Here is a 26892-nt window from a genome sequence, read left to right on the forward strand (position 1 = left end):
GACGATCTTACAGCCAGAAGTCGTTTTGTTGAGAATCTATGAAAGAGTACATCCGACCCATCAAACGTTTGCTTGTCGCTAACCGGGGCGAAATTGCCATCCGTATCATGCGTGCTGCCACCGAATTGGGCATTACCACCGTTGCTGTTTACACCTATGAAGACCGCTATTCGCTTCACCGCTACAAGGCCGATGAAGCGTATCAGATTGGTCGGGATGAAGATGCGCTGAAACCGTATTTAGATGTCGAGGGTATTATTTTACTGGCTAAACGTCATAAAATCGATGCCATTCATCCCGGCTACGGCTTTCTATCGGAGAATGTAAAACTGGCTCGTCGGTGCCGCGAAGAGGGAATTATCTTCATCGGCCCATCGCCCGAAGCAATGGACGCGCTTGGCGATAAAGTGCGAGCCAAGAATCTGGCTACCAAAGCTGGCGTACCACTCATTCCCGATTCTCGGGAAGAGAACATGAGCCCCGAATTTGCCCTGACCGAAGCTCAGCGAATTGGTTTCCCGATTATGGTGAAAGCCGCAGCTGGTGGCGGTGGGCGAGGAATGCGGGTAGTTCGGCAGGCCGAAGAATTTGAAAAGGCATTTGCCGAAGCAAAGAACGAAGCCCGCAACGCGTTTGGTGATGACACGATTTTCCTGGAAAAATTCATCGAAGAACCCAAGCACATCGAAGTTCAATTGCTTGGTGATCAGCATGGAAACATCGTTCACTTATATGAGCGGGATTGCTCGGTACAACGCCGGTTCCAGAAGGTTGTGGAAGTGGCACCCTCCTTTGGCCTGAAGCAGGAAACCAAGGATAAACTCTATGCGTACGCGCTTCAACTGGGCCGGGCTGTCGAATATTCCAACGCAGGAACGGTTGAATTCCTAGTCGATAAAAATGAGAATATCTACTTCATTGAAGTAAATCCACGGATTCAGGTTGAGCACACCATTACGGAAGAAGTAACCGGAATCGACATTGTCAGAACCCAGATCCTGATTGCGATGGGTTACCAACTTTCCGACAATGGTATTTATATCAATCGGCAGGAAGATATCCCATTGAACGGCTACGCTATTCAGTGTCGTATCACGACTGAAGATCCGTCGAATGGGTTTAAACCCGATTTTGGTACGATCACGGCCTACCGTAATGCGGCTGGTTTCGGTATCCGGTTAGATGAGGGAAGTAGCTACGCGGGTATGAAAATCTCGCCCTACTTCGACTCGATGATTGTGAAAGTTTCGGCGAGGGGACGCACACTCAAAGGAGCGACTCAACGCCTGACGCGGGCACTGCTGGAGTTCCGGATTCGGGGTGTTAAAACCAACATCAGCTTTTTGCTGAATGTGATTAGTCACCCAATTTTTCAGCGGGGCGAAGCACGGGTTTCGTTCATTGAAACGCACCCCGAGCTCTTTAACCTCCGTAAACCACAGGACCGGTCAACGCGCGTACTCAACTACCTCGCTGATGTTATTGTAAACGGTAATCCGGAAGTAAAAAAGAAAGACGACAGCAAAGTATTCCGCACGCCTATTGTTCCGGCTTTCGATACCTACGGGGCTTACCCAGCCGGGAACCGGGATCGTCTGAAAGAACTAGGCCGCGAGAAGTTTTCGCAGTGGGTGAAAGATCAGAAATGCGTCCTCTATACCGATACGACGTTCCGCGATGGACATCAGTCATTGCTGGCAACACGGGTTCGAACCCAGGATTTGCAGAAAGTAGCCGAAGGGTTCGCAAAAAACCATCCAGAACTATTCTCAATGGAAGTCTGGGGCGGTGCGACCTTCGATGTCGCTATGCGTTTCCTCTACGAAAGTCCCTGGAAACGGTTGGAAGCGCTGCGTGAGGCCATGCCGAACATGCTGTTGCAAATGCTGTTCCGTGGTTCCAACGCGGTTGGTTATTCGGCTTACCCCGATAACCTGATCGAAAAATTTGTGGAGAAATCGTGGGAAACCGGTATCGATGTCTTCCGAATTTTCGATTCACTCAACTGGGTTGAGGCCATGAAAGTGAGTATTCGGGCTGTTCGTGAGCGTACCGACGCCCTTTGCGAAGCCGCTATTTGCTACACAGGAGATGTTCTGTCGCCTAACCAGCACAAATACACGCTCCAGTATTACCTCGACATGGCTCGTCAGCTCGAAGATGAGGGCGCTCATTTGCTGGCCATCAAAGACATGGCTGGTTTGCTGAAACCGCTTTCGGCTGAGGTATTGGTGAGTGAGTTGAAAAAAGCCGTGAGCATTCCAATTCACCTGCATACGCATGATACGGCGGGTATTCAGGCGGCTACCTACCTGAAAGCGATTGACTCGGGAGTAGATATTGTCGATTGTGCTTTGGGCGCGTTATCGGGCCTAACGTCGCAGCCGAACTTTAACTCGGTCGTAGCGATGATGGAGGGGCACGAGCGCGAATGCAAAATGAATCTGCCCTCGCTGAACGCCTATTCCAACTACTGGGAAGATGTTCGGGAGTATTACTACCCGTTTGAGTCGGGTATGAAAGCGAGCAGTGCCGAGGTGTATGAAAATGAAATTCCCGGAGGTCAATATTCGAACTTAAAACCACAGGCTATTGCAACTGGTCTGGGCGATAAATTCGAGACGCTGAAGAAGAATTACTCGGTGGCTAACCAATTGTTTGGCGATATCGTGAAAGTAACACCTTCGTCGAAGGTAGTGGGGGATATGGCGATTTTCATGACTGCCAATAACCTCACCGCCAACGATGTATTGACACGAGGAGACTCCTTATCCTTCCCCGAATCGGTAAAAGAACTGATGAAAGGAATTCTGGGTCAACCAGTTGGTGGATTCCCCGAAGACATTCAGAAAGTTGTGCTGAAAGGCGAAGAACCGATTACGGATCGACCCAATAAGCACTTGAAACCCATAGACTTCGATGCTGATTTCAGGGAATTCGAGGCAAAATACCCGCTTTGCGATGGCTTCCTGGATTATTTGTCGTACCAGATGTATCCGAAGGTCTATGACGAATATTATAAGGCGAATGAGCAGTATGGTAACGTCAGCATCATTCCGACACCTGCGTTTTTCTATGGTCTAAAAGAGAACGAAGAAATCCTGATTAACATCGAAGAAGGGAAGAATATCCTGGTTCGGTTGTTATTCCGGTCGGAGCCAGACGAGTTCGGTATGCGGACGATTACCTTCGAACTGAACGGTCAGAGCCGGCAGGTGAAGGTGCGTGATAAAGCATCGAAAGTGGAGAAGTCGCATCACGTTAAAGCGAGCAAAGCGGGCGATATAGGGGCTCCGTTGCAGGGACGACTTACGCGTATTCTGGTGAAAGAAGGAGATACGGTTAAGAAAAACCAACCGCTGTTCGTGATCGAAGCCATGAAAATGGAAAGTATCGTAGCCGCTCAGAAGGCAGGAACAGTTAGTAAAATCGTCCTGAAAGAAAGTACAACGGTTGAGCAGGACGACTGTGTATTAGAGCTTGCGTAGTACTACGTTTTAAAAACGGTGGATTCATTTGATTCTGATTGCCAAGTCAATAAGATCAAACGAATCCACCGTTTTTTGCAACAAATTCATCACAACTAACCTTACAAATCACATCTTATGACTCTCAAAAAACTAGTCCTTGCACTTGGATGTCTGCTGGCCGGTTTTAGTAGTGAGGCACAGACAAAACCAAAAGATGGCTTTTGGCGAGGAGTTTTTACAATGGCGGGTGGACTGCAGGCACCTTTCAATTTCGAACTGAAGGGAAAATCGGCTTACCTGATCAATGGAACGGAGCGATTCGAACTTCCGGGCGTCCATCAACAGGGTGATTCATTGTTTATTCCGGTTGATGTTTACAATCGGCTACTAGCCGCCAAAATTGAAAACGATGGAACGCTGGTAGGAACGTTTAATTACCTGGGAACCTCGACACCCGTTAAGCCAATACCGTTTCGGGCCGAGTATGGTAAAAAGTATCGCTTTGTGGAGCATCCGGCCCCCGCTTCGGTTAGTTTACAGGGGAAATGGGATGTGGTTATTAACGACAAAACCAAGTTGATCGGTGTATTTGAGCAACGCGCCAACCGACTGACGGGTACGTTTCTGAGTACAGGTGGCGACCTCCGTTATTACGAAGGTGTTGTGCAGGCCGATAGTTTCGCCTTGTCGGCGTTCGATGGGTCTAGTCCACAATTATTTAAGGGAAAAGTTAGCGGCAATCAGCTAATTGGTGAACAGGCCAGTGCGCGGGCTGTACAGCCTATTACGGGCACCCGAAATGCGCAGGCTGCCTTGCCCGACGCTTATAGCCTGACAACTATGAAAAAAGGAGTCCCTTTTGCGTTTACGTTTCCAGATGCGTTTACGGGCAAACCAGTATCGTTGAATGATCCGAAGTATAAGGATAAAGTAGTTATCGTAACCATTATGGGAAGCTGGTGCCACAACTGTATGGACGAAGCCGCCCTTCTGTCGCCCTGGTACGAAGCCAATAAAAAGCGGGGCGTTGAAATTATTGGGCTGGCGTTTGAGTATAAGAATGATCCAGCCTTTGCCAAAGCCCGACTTGAACCCATGAAAAAACGGTATCAGATTGGGTATGATATTCTGTTTGCGGGCCTCTTAGATGGTAAACATCCGTCAGAAGCATTACCCGCATTGAGCGAAGTAGCGGTTTTCCCCACAACGATTTTTGTTCGGCGAAATGGCGAAGTCGCGAAAGTACATACCGGCTATTCGGGACCAGCAACCGGGCAGTATTACGAAGAATTTGTGAAGGAATTCAACACCGAAATGGATCACCTGATCAATGAGACACCTTCGGGCGAAACGAAACCGCGACTCAATAAATAATTGCTAACTTATGTGCTTACTCAAAGCCACTGCAATGATGCAGTGGCTTTGTTTTTACGGCGTAGTTTACATTCGATACATATCTCCCAACTCAGCAGAAATTGGCCAATGTAGGTTAATGAAGGTCAGAAGCTAATCTAGAGGTTAATTTATAGGCTTAACATTGTGCCAGTCAAAGTTTTATCGCAACTTACTGCTGTAACCAACTTACTTCTTGACTATGGAAAATCAACCGCCAATTCCGCCTATGCCACCCACACCAGCCTCGTTCAGTGAAGCCGATGCCCGACTGTGGGCCATGCTGGCTCACCTGAGTGCGTTGCCGGGTTCGTTCTTCGTTGTAGGAAGCGTTGTGGCACCTTTGGTTATCTGGCAAATCCAGAAAGACAAGTCAGCGTTTGTTGATTATCATGGAAAAGAAGCCCTTAATTTTCAGATTACGATCGCTATTGCAACGGGCATATCTATTCTGCTCATGTTTGTGTTGATCGGATTTGTGTTGATCTGGGCGGTAGGTATTGTTTGGCTCGTTTTCACTATCATTGCCGGCATTAAGGCCAATAATGGAGAGTATTATCGGTATCCGATAGCAATTCGATTTATTAAATAAGTCACTATCAACCTCAGGTAAGGGTGGCTGGTAAACTGACAGATAACAATTTTAACAATATGAATCCGCAACAACAAAATCCAGAAGGTTCCATTGACGTTGAATTAAGTGAAGAAATTGCTGAAGGCGTTTATGCAAATCTGGCGATGATCGCTCACTCAAACAGTGAATTTATCCTGGATTTTATTCGCCTGATGCCGGGCGTTCCTAAGGCAAAAGTAAAAGCCCGAATTATTCTGACTCCCGAACACGCTAAAAGATTGCTGGATGCCCTACGGGAAAACATTAGTCGGTATGAAGAGGCACACGGCGGTATCAACGAACCCAACGATGCTTTTCGATTCCCGTCTGGTGGCTTCGGTGGCCCAGTGGGGCAGGCGTAATTGACTTACGATTTGAGACTTACGATTTATGATTTACCTGTGAGGGTAACAATAAATCACAATCCGTACCTCGTAATTCGCAAATTTTTATTACCTTTGCACCTCAAAATTCGGGAAGACTGTTTTTTTATAAACAAAATCAAGAATGCCTACTATACAACAATTAGTGCGTAAAGGCCGCGAAAAGCTGATCGACAAGTCAAAGTCGCCAGCTTTAGATGCCTGCCCACAACGTCGGGGTGTGTGTACACGGGTGTACACGACCACGCCGAAGAAGCCAAACTCGGCTCTTCGTAAAGTTGCCCGGGTTCGTTTAACGAACGGTCGGGAAGTTAACGCTTACATTCCAGGTGAAGGTCATAACCTCCAAGAACACTCAATCGTACTGATCCGGGGTGGTCGTGTGAAAGATCTTCCAGGGGTACGTTACCACATCGTTCGCGGTGCATTGGATACGGCTGGTGTTAACGGTCGTCTGCAAAGCCGTTCGAAATACGGTGCCAAACGTCCGAAACCAGGTCAGGCTCCAGTAAAAGGTGGCAAAGGTGCACCACCAGCTAAGAAGAAAAAATAATTAACTATGTATGATATAAGATATATGATGTATTAATAAGATAGATCATACATCCTACATCATATATAACAACTGACTGGACGCTGGAAAGACTACGTTCAGAGTAAGATCAAAAATCTGAAGAAATCATGAGAAAGGCGAAACCGCCCAAGCGTTACGTATTACCTGATCCTAAGTATAAGGAAATCCTCGTAACCAAATTTGTTAACAATCTGATGTACGAAGGCAAAAAGAGCCTGGCGTACTCCATCTTCTACGACGCACTTGATGTAGTTGCAAAACGCACCAACGAAAGCGGTCTGGATACTTGGAAAAAGGCATTGAACAATGTAATGCCATCAGTTGAAGTTAAAAGTCGTCGCGTCGGTGGAGCTACCTTCCAGGTGCCAACCGAAGTACGGGCAGACCGAAAAGTCGCGGTAGGCATGAAATGGCTTATTAAGTATGCTCGTTCGCGGGGTGAGAAAACTATGGTAGACCGGTTAGCAGCCGAAATCGTCGCAGCCGCAAAAGGTGAAGGCGCAGCTGTTAAAAAGAAGGACGATACGCACCGTATGGCAGAAGCCAACAAGGCGTTCTCACACTTCCGGTTCTAAACCAACCAAACGCGCCAAAGTCCCGATGGCCGTTGAATTTGCAAAAGCTCCCCAACATTGGGGAGCTTTTGTTATTTTTGGGCCTATGACAATTCTGGAAAACGACCATCTCCGCGTGTCGATTCGTCCGAAAGGGGCCGAACTGACGTCTATTTTTCATAAACCTACGGGTATCGAACACCTCTGGCAAGCCGATGCCTCCGTTTGGGGATGGCATGCTCCCAATCTGTTTCCAGTAGTTGGTGGGTGCCTGAACAATCAGGTGCTCATTGATGGAAAAACATACCCAATGGAGCGCCACGGTTTTACGCGTCAGTCGCTATTCGAAACAACAGAATCGACAACGACTCATGCCATATTTTCCTTGCGGTCCAGCGTCGTAACGCGCGTACATTTCCCGTACGAATTTGACTTTCAGATAATGTATGAACTCGATGGTCCTCGCCTGACGGTTACCTATCGGGTTGTCAATCAGGATGAGAAGACCGTTTTCTTCTCTGTGGGCGCACACCCGGCTTTTGCGGCTCCATTCTTCGTCAATGAAAACCTCGAAGACTATTTCATTGAATTTGAAGAGGCAGAAGACTTAGAAACACACATGCTTTCGGCGGGCGGCTATTTTACTGGCGAAACGAAACCAGTGCCAACAGAAGGTCATCGCTTGCCGTTAACGAAGCATTTGTTTGACGAAGATGCGCTGGTTTTCAAAAATCTGGCTTCGCGGAGCGTGTCGCTTCGAAGCGATAAACACGACCACGCCGTAACGGTGAGTTTTCCGTCGTTTCCTTATCTAGGCTTGTGGGCCAAGCCTGGTGCATCCTTCGTGTGTATTGAACCCTGGTTGGGTTGCGCAGATAGCGAGGGTGAGCTAAAACCCATTCAACAAAAAGAAGCTATTCAGCAGGTAGGAGAGGGAGAGGTATTTGAAGCTGCTTTTACTATTGACGTGAAATAAGGTTCACGGTATTTGGTTTATGGTTTACGCGCCAGCCACCGTAAACCATAAACCAAATACACAAAGTCCTACTGCGTTTCTTCTAGTGGCGTAAAATCCTTGAACGTCCTTTTGATAGCTTTATCAGTAGCTTCTTTTTTGTTTTGCCAGTTGGCATCTAATTCAAGGGCTACTAAACCACTCAAGCTCATTGAATTTCGGAAATCATCTAATTTTTTAACGAAATCTCCAGTACGACGAGTCGATTTCAACGCAAACTCGCGGGCAAATACGTCGCCTTTGTTTTGTAGTTCACTTCGTTTGCCCAATACATAGTTATAACGGTCGAGCAAATCCTTCATCGACTTACCAATGACTTCGGTTGCTTCGAGCGTGCCCATTGTTAAAACAGCAGTACCACCCACAGCCGAAATAATACGTCCATTACTTTGAGCGGCTGCACTGGTACTTGCACCTGTTACGGCTGGTGTTACACCTGTAACAGCTCCCAGTGAGGCATTGGCTACCGAACGATTACGCTTGCCTCCTTTCGCTCTTTTGTAATCATCCTTGAGTTGTCCTTCTTTATCGCTTAACTGCTCGATCAGCCCCCATGCCTGGACTAACACTTGGCGGTATTGATTATAATAGTAACGGTCTTTCTCGGCCTCGTTAACCGTATTTAAAATTGTAAAGGTAATTCGCTGTTCTGCCCGATTTTGCGCTTTATCCAGCGCGTAAAATGTAATCTGAACATTTAATGAATCGTACGGGTCTTTTACGAAATCATAAGTTGGTTGCCAGATAAATTCGTACTGATTTTCTGTGTTTTTAATTAAGGCTGTTTTCGGAATTAGTTGGTTATCAGACAGGAAACCAAATGTAGAGATGTCGTCCTCCCCGTTGGGATCTGATAAGTAAAACTTTAGATCTACGGTTGCGTTTTCTCTTAATTTGTAGTGCGTTGCTTTGGGGATAATTGAAATCTCAGGGGGCAAATCCATAGCCGTGACCTCTATTTTTAGCCTTCCTTTTGTGCGTGTCTTTGCCGGCTGATCTTCTACCCAGAATTCAAGGTATTGGGGAGCCTGTTTCAACCGATTAAATTGGTTGAGCGAAAGAGTCCAGGTGAGTTCGCCTTGCGATGACAGTTTGCTGCCTTCGGGCATTTGGTCGGCAATGGGGATAAATACGATTGGATCGCCATCGTCATCGTGTACCACCTGCGGGTCGATTTTATAGGTATTCTGCGTTCGGTATCTGACGTAAAATGGCTGCAATTCGCCAACTACAGGCGGACGATTAACATGTACGACTTTGAAGTCGATGGTTTGCGAAACTGACTGGCCACGTTTATTGCGCGCTTCAAACGTTACCGGTATAGTTCTTACGGTCTGAATTCGATCGGCCAGATCGAAGCTGGGTGTCCAGTTAAAATGTCCAAGGGAATCGAACTGAATGCCATCTGGTATTTCGTTTCGAATGGAAAAAACTACGGTATCAGCCAGAGAGCCGATTGCTTTTAGATCAAATCGAATAGGGGTTCCTTCGGACACATGGTTCCAGGTCGTTTGGCTGGGAAATACAAGTTGTAGTGGTTTGGAGTCCTGCGCGTAGGTACTAAGGACCGTTGTGATCAGTAGTAGCCATGCAATTATACCGGCAGTTCGGGTCATAAGTAGAGTCGAAGGTGTCTGTGTTAAAAAACGTAAAAATAAGACTAAGATTTCGTCTGCCTGATGTTATAGTACGCTTTTAAGATTTTTCTTATTCATTTCGGCTCTTTAGTCGGCTATAATTATATTTTTCCAACATAAAGTAATACCTATTGGCGTGATTAATTGCGAAGGTTTTAGGACAGTATATGGGTTGATGCTCGGTAAGTTGGTGCCAAAACGGGGTAGATGGTAACAGGTTCGCTAAAAGCGGCAAGCTTTCGTTAGTATATACATATATGGTACAAATAACCTTTTTAGTTTCTTGATAGATTCGACTTGTAGTATTAAAAATAATCTTTTTAGATTAAATAGTATATTTAATGGCCACTTTTTTAAATGATGGCATTAAAATTGATAAAATCGTATATATAGTATCCAGACCTGTTTCTATTTACTTAAAAGAGAAAAATTGTGCTTTTACATGTTGGCACATTCACTATAATGTTATGGCATATTTCTTGTCACGAACTAAATAGAAGAGTTGATAAAATTGACTTTTAGTCATATATCATACGTGTATACATCTACTTTGCAAAAAAATGATCCCGATGATGTTCTCCGTCCGTTTTGATTTAGGCGACCCAACCGGTAAACACAGCCCTCCTGATGCTAATACCAGTCAGTTTGGGTATTATAACAACTTTATCGGAATAGCTCGACAATTGACTAGCCTCTACAAGTCTATATCAATCTAGCCAATCAGCTTCAAAGAGTACGAACTACTAATATTTGGTAGTAGGGGCCTGCTATTGCCTTCACCGTAAACCAGCATGTTTTTTTCAGGCTGCTATTCATCAGATTTTGGGCAATTATGAGCCTGTTCGTAAGCAGTTTGTAGTTGATGTTTGGGGCTGTATCTGGACATCATTTAGTAAGGCTTATACTAGTTTAACCGCCACCGTAAACTATATTTTTCGTGAAAAACAATTTTACCACTCGTAGAGCGTGGTTCGCTACTGCTCGCTCACTAGTTCCTTTTCGCTTGCCATTTCCCCTTTTGTGTGTGGTACTATTGGCCGTCTTTATCGGGGTCGATAAAGTCTCTGCCAATGGGGATTCGTCAACTGCCTATGATTGGTTAGCCCATCAATACGATAAGCTCGCTGAGGTAGTGTCGTATAAGGGGTATCGTTCAGTAGAAACCTTGTCCAAAGCCAGTAAGATCCAACCCACTAGCACGGTAGCTAGTACAATCTGTACAGGTGATCAGTTTCTGTTTGTGGCTGATTATCCGCAGGGGGCTTCTTCGGGTACGTTGCACATTTTCGACTTCCCATATACAGGCGCGGGCAACTCGCCAACTTATGCGACCAATGGCTGTGCACCTGGGATTGACACTGATGCCTCGGAAGGGGTCGCCGTTGATATCGCCCACAAACGAATCTATGTCACTACACTAGGAGCCAGCCAAATCGGTGTATACACGAGTGCAGGGTTGCAGGGAAGCATTAACCTGCCTTCTGATTACGCCTTAAGCTTAGCGGTAGACGCATCGGGAAACAATCTGTATGTAGCCGCCCAGCATGGTCTTTACCGGTATGATGTTAGTTTAGGTATCCCGAGTAACTACGCCAGCTTTGCCAGTAACAGCACCTTAGGCTTATCGACCGATTATTTATGGGGCGTTAGTGTAAGTCCAACGAATGGTCAACTTTATGTAACGACGGGTTGGAACCCTACCGATTTTTTGAACGGAGGTGCCACCAATTCCACGACGCGAATCATGTCGATTAACCCAACTACGCTGGGTGTTAACAGTACGTTAGTCAATGTGAGTAAGTTTCCTGCGCTGTTTGCAGGTATCACTGTAGCGTCGGATGGTAGTCTTTGGGTGGTTAATAACAATGCCGTAGAGCATCGGGATGCCACAACAGGGAATATAATGGGCAGCAGCATTGGCACTAATGCTCCCGCTGCCAATGCTGGCGCGCCGGATAGTCCATTGTGGGCGATTACGATTGGACCTGATGCCAAGGTATATGTAGGTTCAGGCGCAACAACAGCCTGTGTGTATCAGGTCGATCCGGGCAGTTCTACCGCCAGTGTATATATTCCGTACGATAACTCGCAGGCTACGTTACAACGGGCTAAAGCGCTGGCGTTTTTGTGTTCGGATATTACATGCCCAACACCGCCGGTTTGCGCTATTAACATCAAACCGACGGTATCAAGTTGTTATTCGGTTAGCGGAGTGAGTAAAGCCACCGTCAGTGTGGAAGTATCGTGGAGCAACGCGCCAAGTGGTAACATCACCGTCACGCTGGGCGGACAGACCCGTACCATCACGCCGGGTGTAATCCAGGTGAACTATGGCTATAATATTGGCAGTCATAGTCAGACCATTGTGTCTCCTCAGGTGGTTGCCTTTGAAATTGATTTGCCCGATGCCGGAGGGGCAATTACTGCATCGTTCGATAATAATACAGCTTGTTCGGATACAAAAACGTATACCGCTCCGGCTGCTTGCCCACCAACAACCTGCAACGCCACGGCTAATCAAACAGGTGGAACTGTCTTTAACGATTATAACGCGGATGGTGTACTCAATACGGGCGAAACGACTGGCTTAGCTGGCGTAACCGTCAACGCGATTACCTGCGATGGAACGGTGTACACCACAACGACCGATACGTACGGAAACTATGTATTGGATATTCCTGTCGCAAACTATCCGGTGAGAGTGGAATTTGCCAATCTACCAACGTATGCCAGTAATGGAACACTCCACGGAACTGATGGACGCACTACCACTCAGTTTGTGACGGCTCCTTCCTGTGGCATCGACTTGGGCGTTTTAGACCCGAATGATTATTGCCAATCGAACCCGAAAATTATTGTTCCCTGCTACGTCTACGGCGATCCCTTAAATGGGCCGACATCGGGAACGCGCGATGCCGTTGTTGGCTTCGATTACTCGACTTCGGGTTTAAATGATCCTTCAGCTATGACGGAGGTAGCTGATGCCGCAACGGTTGGTACCACCTGGGGAACGGCCTATAACAAATTTACCAAGAAGTTATTTCTATCGGCTACCGTCAAACGTCACGCGGGTCTTGGCCCTTTAGGACTGGGTGGTATTTATATTTCTGACCTAAGCGACCCTGATGCACCAGTTACCGCGTCCTTGTTAGACGTTACTACGCTGGGTATCAACGTGGGAAGTATTCCTACGAATGCCGCGCGTGGTTTAGTGGGCGATCCGACAAAGCCAAGTGCCGACCCTTCCGGATACTCGGCTGCGGGTAAACTAGGAATTGGCGGGATGGATCTATCATCGGATGGTAACAAACTCTATTTCACGAATTTATTCGATAATAAACTTTATGAATTAGACATTACAGCTTACAACACTAACGGTACATTACCAACCTCGGCCAACGTGAAATCGTACGACATGGCCAAAGGGCTTAGTTGCCCTAGTGGTAATTTACATGCCTGGGCAGTTAAAGTTCACAAAGGGAAAGTGTATGTCGGTCTGGTTTGCGATGCCGCTGTTTCGCAGAACAAGTCTGATTTGCGCGCCTATGTTCAGGAACTCGATGGAACTACCGTTAGCACAGCTTTTGATTTTCCCTTGACGTATCCTAAAGGATTTTTAGACGGAGCTGCTCCGAGCCGAACGGGATGGTTTCCCTAGACGGATGATTGGGCCATTAAAATTGGATTTGATCGAATCCTGATCTATCCGCAACCTATTTTTTCGTCGATTGAATTTGATGTCGACGGGTCAATGGTGCTGGCATTAGGTGATCGGACCGGTATCCAAACAGGTTATTTTAATATAGCTCCTGACAATACCAACCCAAATCCGAGTTTCGAAGAGCTTTACAGCGGAATTGTTGGGGGCGACATTTTACGAGCCTATAGTAACGGAACGTCGTATATTCTGGAAAATAATGCCAAAGCAGGACCGACGACAGGGTTTGGCGTTAACAATGGGCAGGGACCCGGTTTTGGCGAATTTTATAACGATAACTTCATCAACGGTGGGGGCGGAGGGCTTACCCATGCCGAAAATAGTGTGGGTGGTTTGGCCCTGCTACCGGGCAGTGGCGAAGTCGTATCAGTATCGATGGACCCGCTGGATGTACCTGATGGAACCAGCAATGCAGGGCCTTATTTTCAGGCTGGTGGGGTACGGCATATGAACAATTTGAATGGCCAGGTCAATAGCGCCTATGTTGTTTATTCGTCTGCCTCGGGGGCTGGTATCTTTGGTAAGGCGACGGGCTTGGGTGATGCAGTCCTGAACTGTTCGACGCCAACCTATCTTGAAATTGGAAACCGGGTTTGGATTGACACCAATAAAGATGGTATTCAGGACGCTTGTGAGAAGATATTGAGTGGCGTAAATGTAAGCCTCTACAAAGGCACAACGTTAATTGCAACAACCCAAACCGATGTGAATGGCGAATATTATTTCTCCAACAAGAGCAAACTCAGCACGGGTACCTGGTCGGGCACCAGCGCCGATACAACCTTGTTGCCCAACACAGCTTATCAACTTCTGTTTGGTACGAGTGGGCAGTTTGCCAGTGGTGTCTTAAGTACATCGTTGGGTAGTTTCAGTATTACGATAGCCAATGCGACGGGTGGGCTGGCCAATGATCAAAATGATTCCGATATCCAGATCACGACCGTAGCCGGGATTACAGCCCCAGGCATTTCGGTAACGACGGGTGCATTGGGTAGTGTCAATCATACGTTCGATGCGGGCTTTATTTGTGTAACCACGACGGTTGCCAGTGTGAGCGTAACTCCCGCTACCTGTAATGTGGCCAACAACACCGCTAATACTAACGGCCAAATTTCCCTAATGGGCATCAGTAATGCCGACAAAGCGTTTTTAATTACCAGTGGACCGATTCCTTCCTATACGGCTACGGGCAGTCAGACCGTATCGGCTTCAGCCGTTTCGTTTACGGGTTTAGCTAATCCTGCCACAGCTGGTGGCCAGAGTTATACGATTGTGATTTATAACGGCCCCTGTTGCTATACGACGGTAACAGCCTTGTTGCCTTATACAGATTGCAACTGTGTGATTCCGAACAATATGAGTGCTACCGCTACACCAGCGAATGCTACGCCAGGAAGCACGATTAGCCTAAACGCGACAGCGACCGGAACGACATCGGGCACTACGACGTATACCTGGAGTGGACCCGGCATTACTACACCGACGGCTACGACAGTGGCGAGCCTCACTGTCGCGGCTCCCGGTACAGCTGGGGTATCTACCTACATGGTAATTGTCAGTAATGGCAGCAGTTGCACCACCAGTGCGACAGCCAGTGTAACGATAGCAGAGCCTGCCAGCATTGTCGTCACATCGGCGACGGTGTGCTATGGTAGTTCAGCTACGCTTGTAGCTAGTGGTTGTACAGGAACCGTAACCTGGAGCAATAGCATTACGGGAACCACCCTGATCACACCCGCTTTGACTCAGGCCACCAATTACACGGCTACTTGTACGGTTGCAGGATCAACCACGACAGCCGTAGGTACGGTGACGGTATTGGCACAACCTGTATTAAATCTAAGTGCTAGTAGTACACTAGTAATGATAGGAACACCTGTGAGCCTATCGGCCACTGGTTGTGTGGGCACGGTTGCCTGGTCAACGGGAAAGAGTGGGTCAAGTATCAGCGTGACGCCGGCTAACCCAACGAATGTCTATTCGGCCACTTGCACAACGGGTCCGACCTGTACAACTACCGCTTCTATTACAGTGACTACTCAGACTCCGGCCTGTCTGTTAGCCCTACAGGTAACACCGGGTTCCTGCACATCAGCTACGAATCAGTATATCTTAACAGGCACGGTGAGCTTGACGAATGCCGGAGCCGGTAGTTTGACCATTACCGATGGCAGCGTATCAACTGTATTGACCGTAACCGCGAATCAGTCGACGGCTGTCTTCTCACTGATGGGTATTAGCTCGGATGGACTCGTTCATACCGTGATTGCCAACTTGAGCAACTGTGGCCAGAGCAGCACAACCTATACGGCTCCTCAAAGCTGTACAGTTGCTACATGCCAGCCCCCTGTGCATGTCTGCAAAGGCAGTAACTATGCTATCGGCTTGAGTACAACTGCTGGTTTAGGTACGTATCAGTGGTATCGGGATGGAGTGGTCATTACCGGGGCTACCGAAAGTTCCTACACCGCTACACAGGCTGGTAGTTATTCCGTGGTCGTCAACGGTAATGTTGTTGGTCAGTGTCCTGATGGGTCTTGTTGTCCGGTCGTAATTGTGGAAGATTCGATTGCTCTTTATCAGGCGAATGCGCAGAGCCCAACCTGTAGTTCGGCCACCTTATCCTCAGCTAATGCAGATGGCCGGATTTTGGTAAGTGATTGGAAGCTAAGCGGTAGTGATACGGCAAGTTATTACTACCAGGTTTCTCTCGGCAACAGTTTTGATGCGACTCATATCGTAGCTGGTGGGGAAGCTCAGCCGGTACCTGTCGATGGTATTCTGGTCGCTAATTTGCCAAACCCAACGGCAACAAGCGGCCAGGCTTACACAGTACGTATTACTAATGGACTCGGTTGTACTAAAGATGTAGTGGTGAATCTAGCTCAGACGGTATGCGCGTGTCCGCCAGCTAAGTGCGTCCCTTTTGTAGTGAAGCGAGTTCGATAGCAGTTACCAAAGACTCTAGCCTATCTAGTAAAAGCATACTCTAACGGGTATGCTTTTATTGTTTTGTTTTCGCGTTTTGCGAAAGCAAAACAATCGACTTATAGGATTGAGGTATTTGTAAGCTGGTTTTAGGACGGATACTCGTTCTTATAAACCACTACTAATTTGGGCAGTGGCAGGAAGGGAATCGGGTAGGCCATACTGGCGAAGAATGGCACGGAACGCTGGATTACGGTGGTAGGGCCGGAAGACGGGAAACACCAGCAGGTCTCGATAAACATAACCGCCGTCGGCAGCTTGCCGAAGATAGCGCAGGCAATTGACCTGGTCGCCAAGGCCTGCACATACAACAGCCTTGTTGTACAAGATCTGGGGTGTTTCAGGCTGAGTTGCCAGATAGGCACGGGCGTGGGCAGGTTGACCTAACCGGGCTTCGCAGTAGTAGAGCGAAGGCCATTGGGTCGTAAGATTAGGATTCAGTCGCAGCGCTTCCCGGTAGGCGTTAGCCGCCTGAGCGTAGTCGTCTTTAGCCAGAGCCGTGAGACTCTGACCAAACGCATACAGAAACGAATCGCCGAACAGTAGCTTACCATCGGCCAGTGTTTGACTAGCCAGATCGAAGTGGCCTGCGTAGGCACAGTTTAACACGTGCCCAGTCAGAATAACTGGATAAAGTGGGTCGAGGGTATGGGCTTTGGTGCTGTATGTCATGGCCTCCTTCAGCCGCCCCACCGACCGGAGCAGCAGGCTATACCAGTAGTTAGCCTGGGCATCGTTCGCGTTATGGCGTAAGGCCTGTCGGAAGGCTGCTTCGGCCTGCTTCCATTGGTACGCATTGGCATACAAACTGCCGAGTGTGGCGTAGGCCGTGCTGTTGGTGCTGTCGAACTGGATAGCCGTCAGGGCGTTTTGTTTTCCCTGGTTCCAGATGGCCTGGCCGGTTTGGTAGCCCATGTCGATCAGCAACTGGTAACATACGGCTTTATAGGCGTAGGCATCGGCAAAGTGCTCATCGAGTTGTACGGCCTGCTCGAACTGACTAATCGCAGCTTTAAGTTTGTCCTCCGAGCGCGTAAGCATTAACTGGCGGCCCTGCAAAAACGCATTGTAGGCAACTGTATTGGTGGTTGGTACCGGTCGTGAGATCGTTTGGGTACGTTGAACACCTGACGGATTGAGTTGCTGGAGGACTTCCTGACCCATCTGGTCGGTCAGGCGAAAGAGATCATTATAGGAGCCGCTGAACGTTTTAGCCCAGAGTCGAATATCGTCATTTGTACGAATGAGTTCGAGCTTCACCTGAAGCTGATTGCCATTTTTCAATACACTGCCTTTCAGTAGATTAGCTACTTGTAGTTCGTCACCAATCTGCCAGATTGATTTTTTCGTATTCTGGTATTGGTCGGAGGAGGTACGAGCAACGACCTTGAGGGAGTCTCCCAGCGACAACACGGTATGCAGATCGTCGGTGATGCCCTCCACCAGCGGGCCCGTATCGGTTGGCCCCATGTTTTTGAAGGGCAGAATCGCAATGGATTGGTTAGTCCCCAATAACGATGATACCCCGTGATGTTGGCGTCCTAATTGAAGCCAGACATACAGGGCCAGACCGGCCAAGCCAGCTACAATCACTCCTGCTATCAGATATCTATATTGGCGTTTATGAACAACTACAGGTAGGTTGTCCTCTGGTTGAGGAGTATATACTGGATCTGTAATCGGTTGAATGAGGGCCGGTTCAGGAGCTGGATCGGGAGTGATCGACTCGGATTCAGGCTTCTGTCTTCTAAATTCAGTAGGACTGACGGCGAAAGCTTCGGTGAAATATTTACTAAAATTCTGCGGGTTGGGAATCCCTACCAGCTCGGCAATTTCAGCGATGCGTAATTCGGTCGTTTTGAGCAAAAATTTAGCTCTCTCCAATCGACATTGCCGAATGAATAAGTTGACCGATAAGTCTGTATGTTCTTTAACAAGCCGATGTAAACTCGAGCGACTAACCCCCATTTCCCGACAAATAACGTCGGCCGAGAGGGATGAATCAGGTAAATTTTTGTCAATCAGCGACTTGAGCTTTACTCCAAAAGACTCGTCGGAACTTATCATGCATTCAATACAAGTTAACTTATGGGCCCAATCATTGGCTTGGGTTATTTTTAAGTTACTGCTTGTAAAAATACAAATAAGGTTGATAGGACAAGGGTGTTAAAGCCTTAAGACTAAGTCATAATGCAAAAGCGGCACTTCCCCTGTTCAGGGAAGTGCCGCTTTTGCATTATGATCGAAACCTATCGGATTAATTTTTCTTAGGAGCTGTACCTGAAGCTGGTGCGGCAGGCTTCGTTGTGGCCGGAGCGCTTCCACCTGTTGTAGCTGGTTTAGCAGCAGCGGCTTTAGCAGGATCGATACCCATCTTTTTTAAGACCAGTTCCGTGATGTTATTTTCTTCCGGAGCAACCAGCAGAATGGGGATGGTATTGGCGCCAGCGTCAAGATTGAATACGTATTGGTAGCCATTTTCTTTAGCAACAGCGTCAATCGCTTTCTGAATCTTCTGTACTACTGGGTTCACCAATTGTTGGTATTTAGCCTGCAACGACTGCTGCGATGTTTGGCTAAATTCCTGAATCCGGGCTTGCAGGCTCTGCAATTCGGTTTCGCGGTCTTTCTTGATCACGTCCGACATTTGAGCAGCACCTTTTTCATAAGCGCCATACTTGTCTTCCAATTCCTTTTGCATCCGCTTCAGTTCATTTTCCGACTGGGTCCGCTGAATGGTCAATTGGTTTTGGATATCTTTTGCTTCGGGCGTTTGCGATAGAACGTAGTCAATGTTCGTATAGCCTAACTTCAGCGGCCCAGCTGCGGTGGTCGTAGCAGGCGTTGCGGTTGGGGCTTGTGCCTGTGCGTTTAAACCGCCCATTAAGAGGGCTGCTGCAAACGCCATGACGAGGTTTTTCTTCATCTCGAATTGATTGTTTGTATTAAATTAATGAATAATGACTAATGTAAAATGTATAATGACCGTGCTGGATTTATCATTATCTATTATTCATTCTACATTATTCATGTATTTACTTAGGTTTTGTGGTTGTTTTATTTGTTGGATTGCCGTTGGTCGCCGTTGGTTTAGTGTCTAACCCTAATTCTTCCATAATGTAGTCTGAGTAATCGTGCCGTGGGTCTGTATAGAGCATAACAAAGTCAGAGGCTTTGTCGAACATAAAGTTCAGTTTCTTCTGCAGACATACTTTTTCAACCGCTCGGTTAATCAGCTCCATTGGCGCTTTCATTAACTCTTTCTTCTTTTCGAATAACAAGCCCTGATACCCAAATACTTTATTGTTATAATCCCGGGCTTCGCGTTCTTTATCGCTAATGGCTTTTTGCCGGTCGCGCTTCATGTCTTCAGTTAGCAGAATTTCTTCGGCCTGATAGGCTTTTTGGAGCTTCTCAATCTCAACGTATTTGTCCTGAATGTCTTTAGACCACTTATCGGCAAACTTGTCGATTTCGCTAAGTGCTTTCTGATACTCAGGCATCTTGCTAAAGATGTACTCCGTATCGATGTATCCGAATTTCTGGGCCTGAGCAGGAATGGTTGCCCAAACGGAGCACAAAAGTACAATAAATAGGGCTTTTTTCATTAGGAACCAGTCAAAATTTGCAGGAAGTGATTGAATAACAAGTCATTTACGACCGCGCGGGCGGCCCCGTTACGCGTTACGAATTACGATAGTTTAACCGGAAGATTGCCCGTGTCTATAACTCGTAATTCGTAACGCGTAATTCGTAAATCCATTATCTAATCTGCTGACCAATCGTGAAGTGGAACTGACCCGATGCATGGTCTTTCACACCCGGAATTTTGTCGAAGCCATAACCGTAGTCAATACCAATCAACCCAAAGGCAGGCATGAAAATACGTGCCCCAAAGCCCATCGACCGTTTCAAATCGAATGGATTGTACTGTTTGTAGCTGGCCCAGTTGTTACCGGCTTCCAGGAACGTCAGTACGAAGATGGTTGCCGATGGGTTTAGCGAAACAGGATAACGGAGTTCAGCAACGAATTTGTTGTAAACAACCCCACCCTGGCTGCGAGACGTCTGATCAACAGCGCGGTCGTAGTCGGCAGTGTAAACGCTACGGTCATCGTAACCACGTAGCCCGATAATATCCTGCGCCAGGGCAAACTGGCCTTGTCCGGCTAAGCCCGAACCACCCAATATAAACCGTTCGAATGGCCCGATGGCCGTACGTTTGTTATAGCTACCCAGGAAACCTAAGTGAGCCCGAGTGTTTAATACCAACTTGCCAAACACTGTCTGGAACCAGCTAGCGTCGAACATCCATTTGTGGTACTCAACAAACTTGTATTTATCCTTCGGAGCCTCGGTTGCGGTTGTTGTACGCCAAGCCGAATACGGAGGAGTGAACGAACCACTCAATGTAAATGACGACCCGTTTCGTGGGAATTGTGGGTTATCGATACTGTTCCGCGATAGCGTCGTATTGAACGTAATGTTGTTCGAAATACCGTCTTTGTAGCCGATGTAGAACAAATCGAGGTTGTTAAGGTCATATCGTTGGTACGAAATCGAGTTGCTCAACGAGAAGTAATCATCAGGTATTTTTAACTGACGACCTAAACCAATCGTAATGGCTGTATTGGTATACGAACCCGTTGGCGTACGACCCTGTAAGCTTTGGTAAATACTATATGGGTTCGTAGGATCATAGAATGTCCGGTAAACCGTATGGCTGGCACTTACCGACAAGGCGTTGGGTTTGCGACCGCCTAACCAGGGTTCGGTGAATGACAGCGAGTATACTTGATACTGGCTACCATTGGCCTGGAAGCGTAACTGAACGCGTTGGCCATCGCCAGCAGGGAGTGGTTTCCAGGCGCTAAAGTTCGGGATGTTACGAGCCGAGAAGTTGTTGAACGTTAGACCGAGCGTTCCGACAAAGCCGACATAACCACCCCAACCACCTGACAATTCGATCTGGTCGGACGGTTTCTCTTCGACGGTATATTCGATATCTACCGTTCCATCACTTTGTGGAATTGGGTTGATGCCGATTTTTTCGGGGTCGAAATAACCGAGCGTCGATAATTCACGCTGGGTACGAATCAGGTTTGTTTTCGAGAATTTCTGACCGGGTAATGTCCGAATGGTACGCATTACCACGTGATCGCTGGTTTTGGTATTACCGTTCAGAATAACCTTGTTGATGGTGGCCTGTTTCCCTTCAAAGATGCGGATTTCAAGATCGATAGAATCGCCTTCGATAGTTTTCTCGATGGGTTGCGCGTTGTAATACAGATAGCCCAAATCCATGTATTGCGAACTTAAATCCTGACCAGGGTTTCCGTTCATCCGCTTTTCTAAATCCTCCGGGTTATAAACATCTCCTTTCGTGATACCTAATACCTGACGAAGCTGAGTAGCGGTATAGAGGTAATTGCCCGAGAAATCAATATTACGGTAGTAGTACTGACGGCCCTCACTTACTTTCATGTTAATGGTAATTGCATTACCACCATTATGTACTACCGTATCGTGCTCGATAATGGCATCGCGGTAGCCGAGTTTATTGTAGTACTCAAGTAGTTTCTTCTTGTCTTCCTCGTACTTCTTGGGAATAAATTTCGATGGGGTAAACACACGACCGAACCGCTGTTCTTTCGTGCTTTTCATTTTCATCCGAACCGCAGTCTCATCCAGTTCGTCGACACCTTCGAAATTAATTTTCGCAATCTTAACTTTCTGGCCTTTGTCAACCAATACACGCATGGTAGCGTTATTGCGTGTGCTATCGGGAATGGTGGTTATTTTAACCTTCGTGTTCAAAAAGCCTTTGTCGACAAAGTATTTGCGCACCGCCATCTGGGTGTTTTTTGTAATCGTGTTGGTCACGATTTTACCCAGGTTAAGTTTGATTTTATCTTTCAGGTTATCCTGTTCGCCTTTTTTTACGCCCATGAAACTAACCCGGTAAAGACGGGGCCGCTCCTGTACCCGAAACATCAGCGAAACTTTATTTTCATTGACATTGGTGGCAAACAATTCAACGTTATCCAGCAGGCCGGATTCCATCAATTTACGGACAGAAGATCCAACAACTTCGCCTGGAATACGGATTTTATCCCCTACTTTCAGACCAGCCAGCGACACAAGCGAGTTTGGGTCCAGATAACGGGTGCCTGTTACGGTTAATCCGGCAATTTCATATTCTTTCGGGCTGGCGTAATTGAGTAAATCATTACTTTCTACGGCAGGGGTATTGTCACGCCCTACGCCCACGCGTACTTGTGCCCAAAGCTTGGCGGGCAACAAACTAATGAGCAGGAGAGTAGTTCCTAATAATACTTTTATACGGTGTTCCAAGTTGTAATGCGTGTTAACTGTTTGATTGTCTGGACCCAATTTGGGCAATCAGGGTTGAAAGATACGTAACTTATTTTTTACCTGACTGAGCCCCACAACCGATTTCACTTTATTTAACTAATTGCTCGCTGGTTTTGCCAAATCGGCGTTCGCGTTGCTGATAATTTACAATAGCTTCGTGCAAATGTGCTTTTCGGAAATCAGGCCAGAGTACATCAGGCATGTATAATTCGGCATAAGCCAATTGCCAAAGCATGAAGTTGCTAATACGCATTTCGCCACTGGTGCGGATCATTAGTTCGGGATCTGGAATGCCGCCCGTAGCCAGCTGTTGATCAAACAACGTTTCATCAATTTGCTCGGGGGTAATCTTTCCATCGCGTACATCGGCCGCCAGTTGGCGGGTAGCCTGTAGAATATCCCATCGGCCACTATAGCTAAGCGCTAAAAGTAGAGTCAGGCCGGTATTTTGGCTGGTTTCCCGAATAGCCTCAGCCAGCTCACGCCGACAGTCGGCGGGCAAACTATTCGTGTCACCAATGGTTCCTAACCGTACATTGTTGTCCATTAATGTTTTAATTTCTCCCCGAATGGTATGAACCAGCAACGTCATGAGCGCGTCTACTTCAAATTTCGGACGATTCCAGTTTTCAGTTGAAAAGGCGTAGAGCGTCAGATACTTTACGCCTAGCTCGGCGCATCCTTCTGTTACTTCGCGTACAGCCTTGATGGCGTTGCGGTGGCCAAACACCCGGGCTGCCCCTTGACGCTTAGCCCAGCGGCCGTTTCCGTCCATGATAACGGCTATGTGCTGAGGCAGATTGCCCGAGTCAATGTGTTCCTTCATTCCAAAGGAGGAGTTTTAACAAGAATTAAGTTTTCAACTTACAAAACTACCTAATTCCTAACAAACTGCCTGCATTCTTGACGAATCTGATTACCGATTCTAGGCTTAGTGAGCGTTCGCTGGATTTAGGTAGCGCTAATTAAAGGTTACCGGCATAAACGGGCTCAGTTAGGCCAATTTGCCATCTGTTTCGCAGATTAACTCTCTGTATCTTTGCCGGAAGAAAACATAAATAAGGTCGGTACGTTTTTTTTGTACGAACCTATTATTTCACTAAGCACTTTAAATGACTAAGTCGTTTTCGTTATTCTTGAGCCAGCTATCAGTTGTTGTCTTGCTGGTTATGTTGTTGGGTTGCCAGAAACGGGATGATGCCGTTGCAAGCCCTCAAACAATTACCGATCGTGTTCTGGAAGATAGCCAGTTCGGGCTGTTCCGGATAGCTATGGCGTATGGGGGCGTTAGTGATGCGCTGAAGGCGGGGAACCTGACGTTGTTTGCGCCAACCGATGCCGCTTTTCAGGCAGCAGGCTTATCTACTGAAGCGTCTATCCGGGCCATGTCGAAGGATCAGGTGCGGAGCCTGGTCATGTATCATGTACTAAACGGCCGGGTCGCTGCGGCTGCTATTCCATCAGGAAGTAATTCGGTGGTCACTTCCAGCAGTGCCATTGCCTTTGTTAATAAAACCACCGATGGTACGATCTATATCAATAGCGCCAAACTGACGCAAACCGATATCAGTACCGCAAATGGCTACATCCACATTATTGACCGGGTGCTGATTCCCGCAACCGGCAATTTGCTGACGGCCATTCAGGCGAACCCAAACCTGACTTTTTTATCGGCTGCCATCAAACGTATTGCGACAAGTAACCCAACCTTATTGTCGACCTTAGATAATGCCTCGGCTACGAATACGGCCACGCTGTTTGCGCCGAACGATGCCGCTTTTAAGGCTGATAAAGTTTATTATTCGCTGGCCGCTATCGAATCGGCGAATTCGCAAACACTGGCCAATACATTATTCTACCATGTTTTACCGGGCGTAACGTTTTCCAACCAGTTTCAGTCGGGTACAGTGTCTACGATGCTTAGTGGAAACAAAGTCACGGTTATTGTGACGGGGACTCAGATTTCCGTAAAGGGCAATAAAAATACAACGGCGGCCTTTGTGAAACAGGCTGATATTACGGCCACTAACGGGGTTATTCATATTATCGACCAGGTCCTACAGCCATAGAGAACCAGTCATAATCGTCAAAAAAAAGCAGAAATTTTCATCCGCCTACCAACGCATTGCCACAATCAGGGGTCGTTTAGCGTATAAGGTATGTTTGTTCAGTCATTTTCATGAGTAAACTTCAGTTAATAGTTCTTGGTCTATTGTTTTTGGGTGGGATTGCATCCTGCAAAATGCAGGATGTAGATGCCGCTTCAAAATCCGCAACCTATACAGCTAATATAAGCGCTATCGATACATATATTGCCTCTCAGCCCTGGTCAACAACACCTACAGCGGTGACTTCGAATTCGGGACTCTATTTTGCACTGACAACAGCAGGTTCATCGACCGTAAGTGCCGCTTATGGACAGGAGCTTGAGTTTACCTATACACTTTCTTCATTGAGTACTACTGTAGGCACTTCTACGACAGTGGTTAACGCCAAAATTGTTGACACAGTCTATTCGAAAACCCCACTTTTTATTCCGTTTAAGAAAGGCATACTAAAAGCGGGCGTAGAAGAAGGCCTGTTACTCATGCACGAAGGTGATAAGGCTATTTTATTGATGCCCTCGATTTTGGCCTTTGGTGATGTTGGGAGCTCAGATGGCGTAGTGCCTGGCAATACGCCAGTGCGGTACGATATAACCCTGAACCGGGCCCGGACCGAAGATCAGCAGATTGAAGAGTACGTTCCGACCACTGGTTTAACTCTGACGCAGAAAACATCAACCGGTCTGCGCTTTTTTCAGACAAAATCAAACGCGGTAGGTATGCGTGTGGACTCGGCGCAAGCTAAAAATTTGACAATAACTATTAAGTATGTGGCCAAGCAGCTTCATGCTAAAACGGCAGTCGGTTTCGACAGTACGAGCACGGGCTTGAACCTGTACAGCGTGGCTGGATTTACCGAAGGAATAGCAAAATTAAGAGTAGGTGAGAAGGCAACGTTTATATTTCCATCATCACTTGGCTATAGTTCTGATGGTCTTGCTGACAAATCGACAGCCCTTTTTAAAGTGTCGCCCTATGCCCCCCTACGTTATGATGTTGAAGTGGTTTCGGCCCAATAAATCAGTAAGTTCAATTAGTTGTATTTCTATTTTTCATGCGTAATCTATCTGTATGTATGGCTGGCCTTCTCCTAATAGGTGGGCTGTCCTCTTGCCAAAAAGAAGATATCGGTCTTACCGATGATCAGATTCTGGAATCCAATAAAGCCGATATTCTTAGCTATGCCGCGGCCAAAGGATTAGGAGGGTCAATGACTGCGTCTGGGGTCTATTATGCCTTAATCAAACCCAGTGGCTCTTCGGTAATCCCGACTGTTGGTCAGGAAGTGGAGTTTAATTATAAATTGTATGTGTTGTCTCGGAACAGTGCTAATGCGATGATCGATACGTTTGTCGATTCGACTTACGCAACCAAATCCAGCTATCTCTACATCGTTGACAATACAGCGGGTATGACCGAAGGCTTGATCCGAATGAAGGAAGGGGATCAGTCTCAAATTTTGCTGCCATCGTACTACGCATTTGGCAGAACTGGTGCAGGTAATGGAGTTATTCCTGCTAATGCACCTGTTCGGCTGGATGTAACCTTGAAACGGACCCGTAGCGAAGATCAGCAGATTGATGAGTATCTGACGGCTAACAAGATGACTCCAACCGAATTGACAGCAACCGGACTACGGTTTGTCAGAACGCTCGAAAATGCAGCAGGGGCCGCAACAACGCCTACGCAGACACTGACAATCAAATACAAAGGGAAATTGCTACGCTCTACATCTGCCTTCGATAGTACCGGAACTGGTACTTATTCTGCTCTGGCCAGTCAGTTTGTACCGGGCTTTGCCGAAGGCCTGGCTAAACTTCGGGTTGGTGAAAAGGCAACGATTGTTTTCCCATCGAAACTTGGCTATGGCGCAACGGGCTATCAGGTTATTCCAGCCTATGCGCCCCTACGGTTCGATATCGAACTGGTTTCGGCCCAGTAAGGAAAACGCCAATTCAGATCAATTTAGAGCGCTTCATGATGAATTCATGGGGCGCTTTTTTGATGAAAAATAGACCGAATATGAGTAGTCTGTTCGTGAAAAGGGGCTTCTGGAAAATACAGGGCC

At 47.2% G+C, this 26892-nt stretch carries 18 protein-coding genes; 12 read left to right on the top strand and 6 right to left on the bottom strand.

The window, feature by feature from the left end:
* The first annotated feature begins 38 nt into the window (after positions 1 to 38).
* The 7 genes from H3H32_RS36320 to H3H32_RS36350 all read left to right on the top strand — a co-directional run bounded on the left by H3H32_RS36320 (position 39) and on the right by H3H32_RS36350 (position 7962).
* Positions 39 to 3488 (top strand): pyruvate carboxylase, encoded by a 3450-nt coding sequence (locus tag H3H32_RS36320; RefSeq protein ID WP_182460558.1) that lies wholly within the window; start codon positions 39 to 41, stop codon positions 3486 to 3488.
* A 117-nt stretch (positions 3489 to 3605) separates the two neighbouring features.
* Positions 3606 to 4844, top strand: coding sequence for a TlpA disulfide reductase family protein (locus tag H3H32_RS36325; RefSeq protein ID WP_182460559.1), 1239 nt, complete (start codon positions 3606 to 3608; stop codon positions 4842 to 4844).
* Between the two features lie 220 nt (positions 4845 to 5064).
* On the top strand, positions 5065 to 5454 hold the full coding sequence (locus H3H32_RS36330; RefSeq protein WP_220472583.1) for a DUF4870 domain-containing protein: 390 nt from the start codon (positions 5065 to 5067) through the stop codon (positions 5452 to 5454).
* A 59-nt stretch (positions 5455 to 5513) separates the two neighbouring features.
* Positions 5514 to 5837 carry a DUF3467 domain-containing protein gene (locus H3H32_RS36335; RefSeq protein WP_182460560.1) on the top strand — a complete coding sequence of 108 codons (324 nt, stop codon included), beginning with the start codon at positions 5514 to 5516 and terminating at the stop codon, positions 5835 to 5837.
* A 145-nt stretch (positions 5838 to 5982) separates the two neighbouring features.
* Positions 5983 to 6411, top strand: coding sequence for a 30S ribosomal protein S12 (rpsL, locus tag H3H32_RS36340; protein WP_182460561.1), 429 nt, complete (start codon positions 5983 to 5985; stop codon positions 6409 to 6411).
* 128 nt (positions 6412 to 6539) lie between these two features.
* Complete coding sequence (gene rpsG / locus H3H32_RS36345) at positions 6540 to 7007, top strand: 30S ribosomal protein S7 (protein ID WP_182460562.1); 468 nt, start codon at positions 6540 to 6542, stop codon at positions 7005 to 7007.
* 25 nt (positions 7008 to 7032) lie between these two features.
* Positions 7033 to 7962, top strand: coding sequence for an aldose 1-epimerase family protein (locus H3H32_RS36350; RefSeq protein ID WP_445265555.1), 930 nt, complete (start codon positions 7033 to 7035; stop codon positions 7960 to 7962).
* Positions 7963 to 8030: 68 nt separating this feature from the next.
* On the opposite strand, the gene H3H32_RS36355 is transcribed toward H3H32_RS36350, so the two are convergent.
* Positions 8031 to 9617: a hypothetical protein gene (locus H3H32_RS36355; RefSeq protein ID WP_182460563.1), complete on the bottom strand. Its 1587-nt coding sequence runs from the start codon at positions 9615 to 9617 to the stop codon at positions 8031 to 8033.
* 958 nt (positions 9618 to 10575) lie between these two features.
* On the opposite strand from H3H32_RS36355, the gene H3H32_RS36360 reads away from it, so the two are divergent.
* Both H3H32_RS36360 and H3H32_RS36365 read left to right on the top strand, forming a co-directional pair.
* The gene (locus H3H32_RS36360) at positions 10576 to 13296 is read left to right on the top strand and encodes an SdrD B-like domain-containing protein (RefSeq protein ID WP_182460564.1); all 2721 of its coding nucleotides are present in this window, start codon (positions 10576 to 10578) and stop codon (positions 13294 to 13296) included.
* A gap of 93 nt (positions 13297 to 13389) precedes the next feature.
* The gene (locus H3H32_RS36365; protein WP_182460566.1) at positions 13390 to 16305 is read left to right on the top strand and encodes an SdrD B-like domain-containing protein; all 2916 of its coding nucleotides are present in this window, start codon (positions 13390 to 13392) and stop codon (positions 16303 to 16305) included.
* 147 nt (positions 16306 to 16452) lie between these two features.
* Here the strand turns inward: H3H32_RS36365 and H3H32_RS36370 are convergent, their stop codons facing one another.
* The 5 genes from H3H32_RS36370 to uppS all read right to left on the bottom strand — a co-directional run bounded on the left by H3H32_RS36370 (position 16453) and on the right by uppS (position 23545).
* Positions 16453 to 18411: a helix-turn-helix domain-containing protein gene (locus H3H32_RS36370; RefSeq protein WP_182460567.1), complete on the bottom strand. Its 1959-nt coding sequence runs from the start codon at positions 18409 to 18411 to the stop codon at positions 16453 to 16455.
* A gap of 190 nt (positions 18412 to 18601) precedes the next feature.
* Positions 18602 to 19270, bottom strand: a complete 669-nt coding sequence (locus tag H3H32_RS36375) for an OmpH/Skp family outer membrane protein (RefSeq protein ID WP_182460568.1) — start codon at positions 19268 to 19270, stop codon at positions 18602 to 18604.
* Between the two features lie 109 nt (positions 19271 to 19379).
* Complete coding sequence (locus H3H32_RS36380) at positions 19380 to 19952, bottom strand: OmpH/Skp family outer membrane protein (protein WP_182460569.1); 573 nt, start codon at positions 19950 to 19952, stop codon at positions 19380 to 19382.
* Between the two features lie 154 nt (positions 19953 to 20106).
* Positions 20107 to 22698, bottom strand: coding sequence for an outer membrane protein assembly factor BamA (gene bamA, locus H3H32_RS36385; protein WP_182460570.1), 2592 nt, complete (start codon positions 22696 to 22698; stop codon positions 20107 to 20109).
* A gap of 109 nt (positions 22699 to 22807) precedes the next feature.
* Positions 22808 to 23545: an undecaprenyl pyrophosphate synthase gene (uppS, locus tag H3H32_RS36390; protein ID WP_182460571.1), complete on the bottom strand. Its 738-nt coding sequence runs from the start codon at positions 23543 to 23545 to the stop codon at positions 22808 to 22810.
* Between the two features lie 286 nt (positions 23546 to 23831).
* Here uppS and H3H32_RS36395 point away from each other — a divergent pair, with 286 nt between their 5' ends.
* The 3 genes from H3H32_RS36395 (at position 23832) to H3H32_RS36405 (ending at position 26766) form a co-directional block, all read left to right on the top strand.
* Positions 23832 to 24788 carry a fasciclin domain-containing protein gene (locus H3H32_RS36395; RefSeq protein ID WP_182460572.1) on the top strand — a complete coding sequence of 319 codons (957 nt, stop codon included), beginning with the start codon at positions 23832 to 23834 and terminating at the stop codon, positions 24786 to 24788.
* Positions 24789 to 24961: 173 nt separating this feature from the next.
* A complete protein-coding gene (locus H3H32_RS36400) occupies positions 24962 to 25843 on the top strand; it encodes an FKBP-type peptidyl-prolyl cis-trans isomerase (protein ID WP_240543597.1) in 882 nt (293 codons plus the stop codon).
* A 56-nt stretch (positions 25844 to 25899) separates the two neighbouring features.
* Entirely contained in the window at positions 25900 to 26766 is an 867-nt protein-coding gene (locus H3H32_RS36405; protein WP_240543598.1) for an FKBP-type peptidyl-prolyl cis-trans isomerase, read from the top strand.
* Positions 26767 to 26892: the final 126 nt, after the last annotated feature.

It is taken from the genome of Spirosoma foliorum, assembly GCF_014117325.1.
Taxonomy (GTDB): Bacteria; Bacteroidota; Bacteroidia; order Cytophagales; family Spirosomataceae; genus Spirosoma; species Spirosoma foliorum.

Bases quoted from the DNA above. Each gene is read 5' to 3' on its own strand.
- H3H32_RS36320 (WP_182460558.1), top strand. From the start codon at position 39: ATGAAAGAGTACATCCGACCCATCAAACGTTTGCTTGTCGCTAACCGG.
- H3H32_RS36325 (WP_182460559.1), top strand. From the start codon at position 3,606: ATGACTCTCAAAAAACTAGTCCTTGCACTTGGATGTCTGCTGGCCGGT.
- H3H32_RS36330 (WP_220472583.1), top strand. From the start codon at position 5,065: ATGGAAAATCAACCGCCAATTCCGCCTATGCCACCCACACCAGCCTCG.
- H3H32_RS36335 (WP_182460560.1), top strand. From the start codon at position 5,514: ATGAATCCGCAACAACAAAATCCAGAAGGTTCCATTGACGTTGAATTA.
- rpsL (WP_182460561.1), top strand. From the start codon at position 5,983: ATGCCTACTATACAACAATTAGTGCGTAAAGGCCGCGAAAAGCTGATC.
- rpsG (WP_182460562.1), top strand. From the start codon at position 6,540: ATGAGAAAGGCGAAACCGCCCAAGCGTTACGTATTACCTGATCCTAAG.
- H3H32_RS36350 (WP_445265555.1), top strand. From the start codon at position 7,033: ATGGCCGTTGAATTTGCAAAAGCTCCCCAACATTGGGGAGCTTTTGTT.
- H3H32_RS36355 (WP_182460563.1), bottom strand. From the start codon at position 9,617: ATGACCCGAACTGCCGGTATAATTGCATGGCTACTACTGATCACAACG.
- H3H32_RS36365 (WP_182460566.1), top strand. From the start codon at position 13,390: ATGGTGCTGGCATTAGGTGATCGGACCGGTATCCAAACAGGTTATTTT.
- H3H32_RS36370 (WP_182460567.1), bottom strand. From the start codon at position 18,411: ATGATAAGTTCCGACGAGTCTTTTGGAGTAAAGCTCAAGTCGCTGATT.
- H3H32_RS36375 (WP_182460568.1), bottom strand. From the start codon at position 19,270: ATGAAGAAAAACCTCGTCATGGCGTTTGCAGCAGCCCTCTTAATGGGC.
- H3H32_RS36380 (WP_182460569.1), bottom strand. From the start codon at position 19,952: ATGAAAAAAGCCCTATTTATTGTACTTTTGTGCTCCGTTTGGGCAACC.
- uppS (WP_182460571.1), bottom strand. From the start codon at position 23,545: ATGAAGGAACACATTGACTCGGGCAATCTGCCTCAGCACATAGCCGTT.
- H3H32_RS36395 (WP_182460572.1), top strand. From the start codon at position 23,832: ATGACTAAGTCGTTTTCGTTATTCTTGAGCCAGCTATCAGTTGTTGTC.
- H3H32_RS36400 (WP_240543597.1), top strand. From the start codon at position 24,962: ATGCAGGATGTAGATGCCGCTTCAAAATCCGCAACCTATACAGCTAAT.
- H3H32_RS36405 (WP_240543598.1), top strand. From the start codon at position 25,900: ATGGCTGGCCTTCTCCTAATAGGTGGGCTGTCCTCTTGCCAAAAAGAA.